The organism is Streptomyces sp. CNZ287 (assembly GCF_007827615.1).
On record NZ_VISV01000004.1, the window covers coordinates 182222 to 195228 of the forward strand.

Below are 13007 nucleotides of genomic sequence, written 5' to 3' on the forward strand. Positions count from 1 at the left end.
CTCCCAATGTCCCCTTCCGGGCTGAGGATTGGGTGAGAACCACGTGCGTAATCGCTGAAGCCCCGGCCATTGACAGCACCCGCGGCCCTGACTAAGTACCTCGGTTAACTGTTCGGTAACCACCCGCGGGAGGCCCCGGTGCGCGCTCGGCTCACGGTCCTGACCACCGTCGCGGCGCTCGCGCTGGGCCTGCTCGCCCCCACCGCCCTGGCCGGGCAGGCCGCGGAGTCCCCGCGCTCGGTACGGGCCGAACAGCCCCGCGGCGGCGACCGCGCCGGGTGCGACCCCATCGGCCCCGCGGAGTGCCTGCTGCCGTTCCCCAACGACTGGTACACCGAGCGGGACCCCCGCACGGACACCGGCCGCCGGATCGCGTTCGCGCCCTCCGCCATGCCCGCCAACGCCGCCGGCACCCGTATCGACCCCGCCGAGTGGAACCGCAGTGACGGCTTCTCGCCCGGCTCGATGATCCTCGCCCATGTGCCCGGCGTCGACCTCGGCGAGACCCGCGCCGCACCGCTCACCGACATCGGCGCCTCCCTCGACCGCGACGCGCCGATCGTGCTCCTCGACGCCGGCACCGGCGAGCGCCACCCGTACTGGGCGGAGCTGGACGCCAACGCCACGGACCCCGCACGCCGGGCCCTCATCGTCCGCCCCGCACGCAACCTCGCGGAGGGCCACCGCTACGTCGTCGCCCTGCGCCGGCTCAGGGACGCCGGGGGCCGCACCCTCCCCGCGCCCGACGCCTTCCGCCGCGTCGACGGGCCCGCGCTGCGCAAGGGCGACCCGCTCTACGAGCGCCAGCGCGACCACCGCCGGGTCCGGCGCGACCTCGCCCGCGCCGGCGTCACCTCCCGCGGGCTCTACCTGGCCTGGGACTTCACCGTCGCCAGCGAACGCAGCCTGAGCGAGCGGCTGCTGCACATCCGCGACGACGCCTTCGCCGGACTCGGCAAGGGCGTACCGGAGCATCTGGTGTACGAGGTGAAGGACCACCCCGCAGACGACCCCGTCGCCCGCACGGTCCGCGGCGTCTACAACGTTCCCAGCTACCTCGACGCCCCCGGCGGCCCGCCGGGATCCGGCTTCCACCGCACCGGCGGCGGCAAGGACGCGCTGCCCGCCCGGCTGCCGGGCAACAACCAGGTGGTGCCGTTCCAGTGCGAGATACCGCGCGCCGCCCTCGGCGGCCCCGGCGAGCGCGGCAGGGCGGCGCGGCCCGTCCTCTACGGCCACGGGCTCCTCGGCAACGAGACGCAGGTCGGCTCCCGTACGCAGCGCGAGCTGGCGGTCCGCGGCAACTTCGTCATGTGCGCCACGAAGTGGCAGGGCATGGCCGACGAGGACATCCCGTTCGTCGCGAGCACGCTGCAGGACCTCAGCCGCTTCCCCGCGGTCGCCGACCGGCTCCAGCAGGGCGTGCTCAACACCCTCTGGCTCGGCCGCCTCATGCGGCACGCGGACGGGCTCGCCGCGGACGACGCCTTCCGCGGCGCGGGCGGCGCGAGCGCGATCGACGTCCGGGCCGGGCTCGGCTACGCCGGCCACAGCCAGGGCGGCATCATGGGCGGCATCTACACCGCCGTGGCGCAGGACAGCACGCGCTCCGTGCTCGGCGTGCCGGGGATGAACTACAGCACGCTCCTCAACCGCAGCGTCGACTTCGCGCCGTTCCAGCAGATCCTTGACCGGGCGTACCCCGACAAGCTGCGGCAGCAACTCGGCTTCGCGCTCATGCAGATGGTCTGGGACCGCGGCGAGGCCAACGGCTACGCCCAGCACATGACGTCGGACCCGCTGCCGCGCACGCCGCGCCACCAGGTGCTGATGCACGTCGCGTACGGGGACCACCAGGTCTCCCCCACCGCAGCGGAGGTCCAGGCCCGTACGGTCGGCGCCCGGATCCACGCCCCCACCGTGGCCGAGGGGCGCAGCCCCGACGAGGAGCCGTACTGGGGGCTGCGGCACCTGCGCTACCCGTACGCCGGTTCCGGGATGCTGGTCTGGGACAGCGGCAGCCCGTACCAGCCGCTGACGAACACCCCGCCCGGTGAAGGCCGGGACCCGCACTCCGACCCGCGCGACGAGCCCGCGGCGCAGCGGCAGATGGCCGGGTTCCTCAACACCGGCAGGATCGTGGACGTCTGCGGCGACGCGCCCTGCACGGCCGCCCCCGCGGGGTGAGCCGCTGCCGGTGCGCGGGTGATCACCGTACGATCGGCGCATGACTTCGAGTGAGCAGAACACCCCGCCCGCCCGCAAGGACCCGTGGGCGCTGCCCGACGTCTCCGGCCTGGTCGTCGGCGTCCTGGGCGGCACCGGCGACCAGGGCCGGGGGCTTGCCTACCGGCTGGCGCGGGCCGGGCAGCGGGTCGTCATCGGCTCCCGGAAGGCGGAGCGGGCCGAGGCGGCGGCGGCCGAGCTGGGCAACGGCGTCGAGGGCGCGGACAACGCGGAGTGCGCGCGCCGCAGCGACGTGGTGATCGTCGCGGTGCCGTGGGAGGGGCACGAGGCGACGGTGACGTCGCTGCGCGCGGAGCTGGCGGGCAAGCTCGTCGTGGACTGCGTGAACCCGCTGGGGTTCGACAAGAAGGGCGCGTACCCGATCCGGCCCGCCGAGGGCAGCGCGGCCGAGCAGGCGGCGGCGCTGCTGCCGGAGTCGCGGGTGGCGGCGGCGTTCCACCACCTGTCGGCGGTGCTGCTCCAGGACCCGGAGGTGGAGCGGATCGAGACGGACGTGATGGTGCTGGGCGAGTCCCGGGAGGACACGGACACCGTGCAGGCGCTGGCCGGGCTGATCCCGGGGATGCGCGGCGTGTACGCGGGCCGGCTGCGCAACGCGCACCAGGTCGAGGCGATGGTGGCCAACCTGATCTCGGTCAACCGCCGCTACCGCGCGCACGCCGGGGTGCGGCTGACCGACGTCTGAGGGGCGGCCGCGCGGCGTCCTGACGGACGCTCGGCAGGCGTCCCGACGGCCGGCCGGGAGGCGGCCGGAGCGACGCCCGGGGGCGGTGCGGGGCGGGCGGGACGGGGGGGCACAATGGACCCGCACGCCATACCCCCGAGGAGCCCGCCCCCATGCCGTCCGAGCCCCGCAAGACCCCGTCGTTGCTCGCGCAGGCCGACCGGCTCGCCGTCTTCACCGCCGTCGTGTGCGTGCTGTCGGTGGCCGCGGCCGTGGTGTCGTTCGCGAAGGGCTACTGGATCGGGGCGGTCTGGGTGCTGCTGGCCGGGCTCTCGTCGAACATGACGTGGTTCTACGTACGCCGCGCACGGCTGGCCCGCGCCCGGGACCGGGACGAGGGCCCGGCGAGCTAGGTCCTGTCTGGCACAAAGCGCCGTCCGCCTTCTGGGCGGGCTCCCCCACAGCGCGCAAGCGCGCGTGGGCGGTACCCCCAGGCGTCTGGTGCGTGCGATCGCAAGGCGGAGGGCCGACCGCATAGGGGGCTCGGCCGATCCGACAACGCAGCGAGCGTGCGTGCCAGGCTCCCCCACAGCGCGCTGCGCGCACGTGGGCGGTACCCCCAGGCGCAGGCGGGATCTGCCAGTCTGACCGGCCGAGGGCCTCGGCCGGTCAGACCGTACGGCGGCGGCCCCAGCCGAAGAAGTACACCGCCGCGCCGAGCGAGACGGCGAAGACGCCGCTTGCGGTGATCGCGGGCCAGGCGTCGTCGCCGCGGACGGCCGGGGCGCCCGGGGAGCCCATCGCGGGCGCGCGGCCGGGGTTCTTGCCGTCGCCCGTGGTGTGCGGCGCGTCTTCCTGTACGGGGACGGAGGCGGCGGCCCGCGGCGCGGCGGGCAGGGACAGCGCCTCGGCGGGGGCGGTGACGGCCGCCCAGAGCAGCGGCGCGGCGAGGCCGGCGAGCAGCAGGCGGCGACTGGATTGTCCGGGGGGCATGAGCGGGGTTCCTCTCCACGGGCCGGCGGGGCCGGCAGGGGCCGCCGACGGGGCTTCTTTCCGTCAGCGTCCGCGCGGCCCCGCCCGGTGCCGTGTCGGCACGACGGCGGGCACCCGCATGCGGCTTATAAGATCACCGCATCGGCGCATCCTCCGCGCCGGGAGTGCCCGCCGCCCCCGCGGGCTCAGTGGAAGGTGTGCTCCTCGGCCGGGAACGCCGCCGAGCCGACGTCCTCGGCGAAGGCCCTGGCCGCGTCGCCGAGGCTCTGCCGCAGTTGCGCGTACTGCTTGACGAAGCGCGGAAGCTTGCCGCCGGTGAGCCCCGCCATGTCGGTCCAGACGAGCACCTGCGCGTCGGTGTCGATGCCCGCGCCGATGCCGATCGTCGGAATCTCCAGCGAGCGCGTCACCTCGGCGGCCACCTCCGCCGGCACCAGCTCCAGCACCACCGCGAACGCACCCGCCTCCTGCGCCGCCTTCGCGTCCCGCACCAGCCGGTGGGCGTCCTCGTCGGAGCGGCCCTGGACGCGGTAGCCCATGGCGTTGACGGACTGCGGGGTGAGCCCGAGGTGGGACATCACCGGGATGCCGGACTCCACCAGCAGCTCCGTCTGGCGCAGCGACCGCTCGCCGCCCTCCAGCTTCACCGCGCCCACGCCGGCGTCCTTGACCAGCCGCGTCGCCGAGCGGAGGGCCTGGACCGGGCCTTCCTGGTACGAGCCGAAGGGCAGGTCGCCGACGACCAGGGCGCGCCGGGTGCCGCGGACCACGGCGGCGGAGAGCATCGTCATCTCGTCCAGCGTCACCGGCACGGTCGTGTCGTAGCCGAGGTGGACGTTGCCCATGGAGTCGCCGACCAGCAGCACGGGGATGCCGGCCTCGTCGAAGATGCCGGCGGTGGTCGAGTCGTACGCGGTCAGCATGGGCCACTTCTCGCCGCGCCGCTTGGCGGCGGCCAGGTCCCGGATCGTCACCCGGCGGCCGCGGTTGCCCCCGTCCCCGCCGTACAGCGCCGGGGCGGAATCGGCCCCGCCGGGCGTCTTGCGGGCATGCGAAACGTGCGTCATCGCAAACGCTCCTTCGTCATCTCGAGGCGCCCTTACGGCGTCCCCGGACCACTTCCATGCTGGCACGCCGCGACGGCGAACGACACCCCGGCCCCGCCACCTGTGCGCAAGGTCGCACGCCCCCGCCTGTCGAACCTGTGACCTGCGCTTTCCTCCGTGACCGCGCCTTTGCGAGGGCTTGGTGTTACGGAACGGCGCCGTCTCGGAACGCAGGCTAGCGTGGATTTCATGGACACCGCGCACCAGATCCCCCCGGCCGTCCACCGCCGCCGCTGGTTCATCCTCGGCGTCCTCATCTTCAGCCTGCTCATCGTCGTCCTCGACAACTCCATCCTCAACGTCGCGATGAAGACGATCGCCACCCCCGCCCCCGCCGGCCTCGGCGCCAGCCAGAGCGAGCTGGAGTGGGCGATCGACGCGTACACCCTGGCCTTCGCGGGCCTGCTCTTCACCGCGGGCGTCCTGGGCGACCGGCTGGGGCGCAAGCGGGTGCTGCTGGCGGGCCTGGTCGTCTTCGGGGTGGGCTCGGTGCTCGCCGCGTTCTCCAGCAGCCCGGCCGAGCTGATCGCCTTCCGCACCCTGATGGGGCTGGGCGGCGCGTTCGTCCTGCCCGCCACGCTCGCCATCATCGTGAACGTCTTCGAGCGCGACGAGCAGCCCCGGGCCATCGGCATCTGGGCCGGGGCCGTGGGCCTGGCCATCGCCATCGGGCCGATCACCGGCGGGCTGCTGCTGGAGCACTTCTGGTGGGGCTCGGTCTTCCTGGTCAACGTGCCGATCATCGGCATCGCGCTGATCGGCATGGTGCTGCTGGTCCCCGACTCCAAGGACCCGGACCCGGGCCGGCTCGACCCCACCGGCGTGCTGCTCTCCGTCGCCGGCCTGGTGCTGATCGTCTACGGCGTGGTCCGGGGCGGCCAGCGCGCCGACTTCGGCGCCCCGGAGGTCTGGGGCGCGATCCTCGCCGGCGCGGTCGTCGTCGGCCTCTTCATCTGGTACGAGCGCCGCAGCCGGCACCCCGCGCTCGACATCCGGTGGTTCCGCAACCCGCGCTTCTCGGCCTCGGTCGCCGTCATCGGCCTGGTGTTCTTCGCGCTCATGGGCGTGACGTTCTTCATGGTCTTCTACATCCAGAGCGTGCGCGGCCTGTCGCCGCTGGACTCCGGGCTGCTCCTGCTGCCGCTGGCCATCGCCCAGTTGATCTTCGCGCCGCGGTCCCGGCTGGTGGTCGACCGGTTCGGCGCCCGGGCGGTGTGCACGGTGGCCATGCTCGGCATCGCCGTCGCCTTCGCCGGCTTCCTGCTGCTGGACGAGACGTCGCCGCTGTGGATCCTGGAGGTGCTGTTCTTCGTCATGGGCACCGCGATGGCGCACGTCATGCCGCCGGCCACCACCGCGATCATGCAGTCGCTGCCGCGCGAGAAGGCCGGCGCGGGATCCTCGGTCAACAACACCTTCCGGCAGGTCGGCGGCGCCCTCGGGGTCGCCGTGCTCGGCTCGCTGCTGTCGTCCGTCTACCGCGGCAAGGTGACCCTGCCCGCGGGGGCGCCGAGCGCGGCGGGCGAGTCCATCGAGGCCACCCGCACCTTCGCGCAGAAGGCCGGCGCCGCCGGGAAGAAGCTGATCTCCGAGGCCAACAACGCGTTCGTCGACGCGATGCACGTGACGTCGATGGCGGCGGCGGGCGCGGCGGTGCTGGGCGCCGTGGTGGCCGCGGCGTTCATGCCCGCGAAGGACCGGGGCACACAGGGACCGGTGCGGACCGGGGAGAATGAGCCCTCCACCCGGAAGTAGCGGCGGACGAAGGGCAGGCGGACGGCACGGTGGCTCTCACGGAGCGGCACGGCGAAGGGCGCGGGCGGCGGCAGGACGCGCCGTATGGGGACCGCGCGCGTACCGGCGTACGCGACGGGGCGCCCGCCTCCGACGAGGCCGGCAGGCCGCCGGGACCGCCCGGGCCGCTGCGCGGCCGGCCGCGCAGCCGGACCGTCGAACGCGCCATCGCCGGCGCCGTGCTGCGCCTGGCCGACGAGGGCGTCTCGCCCGCCGAGCTGTCCGTCGAGCGCATCGCCCGCACGGCGGGCGTCGGCAAGGCCACGATCTCCCGCCGCAGGGCCACGGTGCGCGAGGTGCCGCACCGCGGCGTCGCGAGCGGCGAACTCCGCGCCGTGCTCTACCCGGGACAGCCACCGCCCGCGGGGCCCACCGCGCGGATCGTCGACGCCGTGCTGGACGGGGCGCGCTCAACCGACCGATGAAATGTCCCGGTTTCGCTACGGTGCCCTTCCGGCACGCCCCGTCCGCAACTCGCGGCGCCGGTCCGTTCGTCAGGTAAGGGGTAACGGGGGCAGACCGGCGAGTGCAGTGACGTGAGGAACAGCGCATGACGCACGTGGACATGGCGGAGACCGGGCGCAGCACGGGCAACACGCAGGCGGCCGCCCCCGCGGAGTCGCGCGCGGTGTACTGGCGCCGCAGGCTCCGCGAGGGCCTGGGCCCCGGCACCTGGCGGCGCGGCCTGGTGGTCGCCGCGCTCGCGCTGCTCGACGGCATCGTGATGATGGGTCACGCGGCGATCCCCAACCGGGTCGGCAGCCTGGGCAGTCTGGTCGAGACGTTCCTGCCGTGGTTCGGCCTCGCCGTCCCGGTACTGCTGGTATGCGCGCTGTGGCGGCGGTCGCTCACCGCGATGTGCGCGCTGGTGCTGCCGGTGTTCGTCTGGTTCCACCTCTTCGGCGGGCTGCTCACCGACAAGTCCGGGGGCGGCGGCGACGTCACCGTCGTCAGCCACAACGTCGCCGAGGAGAACACCGACGCCGCGGGCACCGCGCGCAAGCTGGTCGAGTCCGGGGCCGACGTGCTCGCCCTCCAGGAGGTCACGCAGGACAACAGGTCCGCGTACGAGGACGGCCTGGCCGAGGCGTACCCGTACCACGAGGTGGAGGGCACGGTCGGGGTGTGGAGCAAGTACCCGCTGTCGGACACCCGGCCCGTGGACATCCACATGGGCTGGACCCGTGCCCTGCGCACCACCGTCACCACCGACGGCGGCCGGCTCGCGGTCTACACCGCCCACCTGCCGTCCGTGCGGGTGAAGCTCGACGCCGGGTTCACGGCCAACCGGCGCGACGCGAGCGCCAACGCGCTCGGCGAGGCCATCAAGAACGAGCCGATCGACCGCGTGCTGCTCCTCGGCGACCTCAACGGCACGATGAACGACAGCGCGCTGGCCAACGTCACCTCGCAGTTGCGCTCCGCGCAGGGCGCGGCGGGCAGCGGCTTCGGCTTCAGTTGGCCGGCGGACTTCCCGATGGCGCGGATCGACCAGATCCTGCTGCGCGGCGTGCAGCCGGTCAGCTCCGACGTGCTCGGCGAGACGGGCAGCGACCACCGCCCGGTACGCGCCTCGGTGGACCTGTGACGCGGCGGACGCCCCGCCCGCCGGCCCGGCGGGTCGCGGAACCCGCCGGGCCCGTGAACGTGACCCGCAGGCTCCTGAGCAGGCCGGCTTCCGGCTGCCCGGACTGCGGGTGGGAGGTGCCGTTCAGTCGGTGCGATCGCGTTCGGCGTTGATGCGCTGGGCTTCTTCGAGTTGGTCTTCCAGGATCACGATGCGGCAGGCAGCCTCGATGGGGGTGCCCTGGTCGACGAGTTCGCGCGCGCGGGCGGCGATGCGCAGCTGGTAGCGGGAGAAGCGGCGGTGGCCGCCTTTGGAGCGCAAGGGGGTGATCAGGCGGTGCTCGCCGAGGGCTCGGAGGAAGCCCGGGGTGGTGCCGAGTATCTCGGCGGCCCGCCCCATGGTGTAGGCGGGGTAGTCGTCGTCGTCGAGACGGCCGAACGAATCATCTGCGGTCATCAAACCTCTTGGTCACTACGTGGAATGCATCGAGGGGCCCTGGTGCCATCTGGCACCAGGGCCCCGAAGGAACTGCTACACCATCTGCCGGCCCTCACAGGGCGCCGGCTTTCTCTTTCCGCGGGCCCGGGCAGCACGCTGCCGGGGACGCGAGGATCGCGGTTGCTTGACCGGAGACCACCTCACTATCGATGTCCTGCGGTACCCGGGCCCAGTCATGCGCCCGGGCGATCCTGATGGTGCCTGGCTCCTCCGTTTCTTTCCTCTGGGATCACTTACTTACTGCTGGTTCTGCGAACTGCACTTCTGTACTACGACGGCCCTTGGCCATGGCGGGCCGCTTACTGCTGGTCGGCAGTTCATCTCTGCCAGACCTCATTGACCTCTGACTACAAGAGAAACCATACCCACACCGACGCCCAATGTCTACTCCAGCGAGCAGAGATTTTCGCGCCCTGGACGCGCAGATAACCGACCACCGCCCCGCGACCGCTGACGTGGACAGGGCGGGGCCGCGTCGCGCGGGCGCCCGGTGGACCGGCTAGACCCGTTCCCGCCAGCGGTTGGTGATCGGCAGCCGGCGGTCCTTGCCGAAGCCCTTCGGGGAGATCTTCGTGCCCGGCGGGTACTGCCGGCGCTTGTACTCCGCCGTGTCGACCATCCGCAACACCCGCTCCACCAGCTCCGGGTCGTACCCGCGGGCGACGATCTGCGCGCTGCCGTGGTCGCGGTCGACGTACAGCGCCAGGATCGCGTCGAGCACGTCGTAGTCCGGCAGCGAGTCGGTGTCGAGCTGGTCGGGGCGGAGTTCGGCGCTGGGCGGCTTGGAGATGGAGTTCTCCGGGATCGGCGGGATCTCGTTGCGCTCGGCGGCGGCCGCGTTGCGCCACTTCGCGAGCCGGAAGACGACCGACTTGTAGACGTCCTTGATCGGGCCGTACGCGCCGACCGAGTCGCCGTAGAGCGTCGAGTAGCCCACGGCCAGCTCGCTCTTGTTGCCGGGGGCCAGGACGAGCGGGCCCTCCTGGTTGGAGACGGCCATCAGCAGCGTGCCGCGCAGCCGGGACTGCAGGTTCTCCTCGGCCAGTCCGGTCAGCCCCAGGGACTCCATGTAGGCGTCGAACATCGGGCCGATGGGGACGCTGCGCAGGTGCAGCCCGGTGCGGCGGGCGAGTTCCGCGGCGTCGTCGCGGGAGTGCTGGGAGGAGTACCGCGACGGCATGGAGATCCCGTACACCTGGTCCGGGCCGAGCGCGTCGCAGGCGACGGCGGCGACGAGGGAGGAGTCGATGCCGCCGGAGAGGCCGACGAGGACGGAGCCGAAGCCGTTCTTCTCGACGTACGCGCGCAGCCCCGTGACCAGCGCGGTGTACATCTCCTCCTCGTCGGAGAGGCGGTCGGCGACGACTCCCGGGTACCGGCGGGGGTACGGCGCGACGGGCTCCGCCGACAGCGTCACGTGCTCGATGCGCAGCCCGTCGTCGGCGATCCCGGCCGGCGGCCGCCCCGCGGCGGCGGGCAGGTCGAGGTCGACCAGCAGGCACTCCTCGGTGAACTGCGCGGCGCGCGCGACGACCTCGCCGCGCGCGTCGACGACGATCGAGTCGCCGTCGTAGACCAGCTCGTCCTGGCCGCCGGTCATCGCGACGTACGCCGTCGTGCAGCCCGCCTCCTGGGCCCGCTTGCGGACCAGGTCGAGGCGGGTGTCGTCCTTGTTCAGCTCGTACGGCGAGGCGTTGACGGTGACGAGGAGGCCGGCGCCGGCGATCCGCGCGGAGGGCACCCGGCCGCCGTCCTGCCACAGGTCCTCGCAGATGGCCAGCGCGACGTCCACGCCGGCGACGCGCACGACGGGCATGGTGTCGCCGGGGACGAAATAGCGGAACTCGTCGAAGACGCCGTAGTTGGGCAGGTGGTGCTTGGCGAAGGAGAGGACGACCTCGCCGCGGTGCAGCACGGCCGCCGCGTCCTTGGGCGAGCCCGCGGGCTGCCCGTAGCGGTGGCGCTCGTCGCTGCGGTCGAGGTAGCCGACGAGCACGGGCGTCTCGCCCAGGCCCTCGGCGGCCAGCCGCCCGGCGAGCGCGCGCAGCGCGGCGCAGGACGCCTCGACGAAGGAGGAGCGCAGGGCCAGGTCCTCGACGGGATAGCCGGTGAGGACCATCTCGGGGAAGGCCACGAAGTGCGCGCCGCGGTCGGCCGCGTGCCGGGTCCAGTGGACGACGGCGTCGGCGTTGCCGGCGAGGTCGCCGACGGTGGCGTCGATCTGATTCAGCGCGAGGCGAAATTGAGGCACGGACCCATTTTATCGTCTGTCTGACGCAATGCCGCGCCGGGAACCGGGCGGCCTGCGTCACAGAATGTTCGCCCAGATTTGTGACCCGGACCAGTTCACCGCTCCCGGCCCGGTCGGCATCGTGACGCGGGCACCCCTTCGCCCGTACGCAGCCGCAGAACCCGGACCGGGAGGACCCCCATGGAGCGCCGCTCGTTTCTCCGCGCAGTGACCGCAGGCACCGGCGCCGTCGCCGTCACCGGCGGCCTCTGGCACGCCGCCGCGACCCCGGCGGCGGCCGCCGCGGCGGACAGCCCGTACGGCCCGCTGCTGGCCCCCGACGCCAACGGACTCGCGCTGCCGCGGGGCTTCACGGGCCGCGTCGTCGCCCGCTCCACCCGCGCGGTCGGCGGCATCACGTGGCACGGCGCGCCGGACGGCGGCGCGTGCTTCCCCGACGGCGACGGCTGGATCTATGTCTCCAACTCCGAACTCCCGCTGATCGGCGGCGTCTCCGCGCTCCGCTTCGGCCCGGACGGGACGGTGACGGCGGCCCGCCGCATCCTGGACGGCACGAACCTCAACTGCGCGGGCGGGGCGACGCCGTGGAACACGTGGCTGTCGTGCGAGGAGACGTACCGCGGCAAGGTGTACGAGACGGACCCGTACGGCAACCGCTCGGCGTCCTCGTACGGCGCGATGGGCCGCTTCAAGCACGAGGCGGCGGCGTGCGACACGGACCGCCGGGTCGTCTACCTCACGGAGGACGAGGACGACGGCTGCTTCTACCGCTTCACGCCGGCGTCCTGGGGAGCGTGGGGCGCGCTGTCGTCCGGCCGCCTCGACGTCCTCTGCGACGCGGGCGGCGGGGCGGTGGAGTGGCGGGAGGTCCCGGACCCGGACGCGCCGTGGCCCTGGGAGCAGACCCGGGCACAGGTCGACGAGGCGCTGCACTTCGACGGCGGCGAGGGCTGCTACTACTCGCCGCAGGCGGGCGTCTGCTACTTCACCACGAAGGGCGACAACCGCGTCTGGGCCTACGACGCGGGCGCGAACGCCCTCGCGGTCGTCTACGACGCGGACGAGCCGCTGGGCACGGTCGACAACATCACGGGCCGGGCGGGCGGCGACCTGTACGTCGCGGAGGACGGCGGCAACATGGAGATCAACATCATCACCCCCGCGGGCACGGTGGCCCCGGTGGTCCGCATCGACGGCCACCCGGAGTCGGAGATCACGGGCCCGGCGTTCTCCCCGGACGGGTCGCGGCTGTACTTCTCGTCCCAGAGGGGCGAAAGCGGCTTCGTGGCAGGCACGGACGGCGTGACGTACGAGGTGAGGGGCCCGTTCCGGGCGTAGCGGGGCTTTGGAGGAAGGGCACCGGAGGCTCGGCCGGGACGTGGCCGGGACTTGGCCAGGGCTTGGCCAGGGCTTGGCCGGGCACAGCCCGGGGACGGCCGGGACGAAGCCCGAAGAGGCTCTGGACAGCGACCGGGGCCTGGTGAGGCGCATCCCGGCGGGGCGCCGGAGGCCGTGACCGAAGAGGGTCTGGAGCGGGGCAAGCCGGCCACGTACGGCCGCAGCTCCCGCCGCCCACGGCGGAGCGCCCTGGGCACGGCCCGGTGGCCGCCGCGGGACCGCGGCCCGGGGCCGGCGGGGGCGCAACCCAGCACCTCAGCCGCCCCGCGTATCGCCCGGTGGGGACGGCCCTGGGACAAAGCCGCCGCTCCGGTAGGGCCCCGGGGCACAGCCCGGTGGAAATCTGTGACGCGGGCGCAGCCCGGTAAGCCCGGAGGCAAGGCCCCTCAGGGCTTGGGGGCGAAGCCCCCGGTCGGGGTCTGGGGGCGAAGCCCCCGGTCGGGGTCTGGGGGCGAAGCCCCCGGTCGGGGTCTGGGGGCGAAGCCCCCG

11 protein-coding genes are annotated in these 13007 nt (G+C 73.6%); 7 read left to right on the forward strand and 4 right to left on the reverse strand.

What is annotated here, in order from left to right; all coding sequences use genetic code 11:
* The first annotated feature begins 138 nt into the window (after nt 1-138).
* The 3 genes from FB457_RS10850 to FB457_RS10860 all read left to right on the forward strand — a co-directional run bounded on the left by FB457_RS10850 (nt 139) and on the right by FB457_RS10860 (nt 3324).
* Nucleotides 139-2187: a hypothetical protein gene (locus tag FB457_RS10850; protein ID WP_145781675.1), complete on the forward strand. Its 2049-nt coding sequence runs from the start codon at nt 139-141 to the stop codon at nt 2185-2187.
* A gap of 40 nt (nt 2188-2227) precedes the next feature.
* Nucleotides 2228-2932 carry an NADPH-dependent F420 reductase gene (gene npdG, locus FB457_RS10855; RefSeq protein ID WP_047015396.1) on the forward strand — a complete coding sequence of 235 codons (705 nt, stop codon included), beginning with the start codon at nt 2228-2230 and terminating at the stop codon, nt 2930-2932.
* Nucleotides 2933-3084: 152 nt separating this feature from the next.
* Nucleotides 3085-3324, forward strand: coding sequence for a hypothetical protein (locus FB457_RS10860; protein WP_047015397.1), 240 nt, complete (start codon nt 3085-3087; stop codon nt 3322-3324).
* Between the two features lie 256 nt (nt 3325-3580).
* Here the strand turns inward: FB457_RS10860 and FB457_RS10865 are convergent, their stop codons facing one another.
* Together FB457_RS10865 and panB are read right to left on the reverse strand one after the other, a co-directional pair.
* On the reverse strand, nt 3581-3904 hold the full coding sequence (locus tag FB457_RS10865) for a hypothetical protein (RefSeq protein ID WP_145781677.1): 324 nt from the start codon (nt 3902-3904) through the stop codon (nt 3581-3583).
* Nucleotides 3905-4089: 185 nt separating this feature from the next.
* A complete protein-coding gene (gene panB, locus FB457_RS10870; protein ID WP_047015399.1) occupies nt 4090-4971 on the reverse strand; it encodes a 3-methyl-2-oxobutanoate hydroxymethyltransferase in 882 nt (293 codons plus the stop codon).
* Nucleotides 4972-5199: 228 nt separating this feature from the next.
* Between panB and FB457_RS10875 the strand changes: the two genes are divergently transcribed.
* The 3 genes from FB457_RS10875 (at nt 5200) to FB457_RS10885 (ending at nt 8392) form a co-directional block, all read left to right on the forward strand.
* Nucleotides 5200-6765, forward strand: a complete 1566-nt coding sequence (locus FB457_RS10875) for an MFS transporter (RefSeq protein ID WP_047015400.1) — start codon at nt 5200-5202, stop codon at nt 6763-6765.
* 29 nt (nt 6766-6794) lie between these two features.
* A complete protein-coding gene (locus tag FB457_RS10880; protein WP_145781679.1) occupies nt 6795-7229 on the forward strand; it encodes a hypothetical protein in 435 nt (144 codons plus the stop codon).
* Between the two features lie 125 nt (nt 7230-7354).
* Entirely contained in the window at nt 7355-8392 is a 1038-nt protein-coding gene (locus FB457_RS10885; RefSeq protein WP_047015402.1) for an endonuclease/exonuclease/phosphatase family protein, read from the forward strand.
* A 123-nt stretch (nt 8393-8515) separates the two neighbouring features.
* Here the strand turns inward: FB457_RS10885 and FB457_RS10890 are convergent, their stop codons facing one another.
* Entirely contained in the window at nt 8516-8827 is a 312-nt protein-coding gene (locus tag FB457_RS10890) for a MerR family transcriptional regulator (protein WP_047015403.1), read from the reverse strand.
* A 541-nt stretch (nt 8828-9368) separates the two neighbouring features.
* Nucleotides 9369-11120 carry an NAD+ synthase gene (locus tag FB457_RS10895; RefSeq protein ID WP_047015404.1) on the reverse strand — a complete coding sequence of 584 codons (1752 nt, stop codon included), beginning with the start codon at nt 11118-11120 and terminating at the stop codon, nt 9369-9371.
* 180 nt (nt 11121-11300) lie between these two features.
* On the opposite strand from FB457_RS10895, the gene FB457_RS10900 reads away from it, so the two are divergent.
* Entirely contained in the window at nt 11301-12458 is a 1158-nt protein-coding gene (locus tag FB457_RS10900) for an alkaline phosphatase PhoX (RefSeq protein WP_186461959.1), read from the forward strand.
* Nucleotides 12459-13007: the final 549 nt, after the last annotated feature.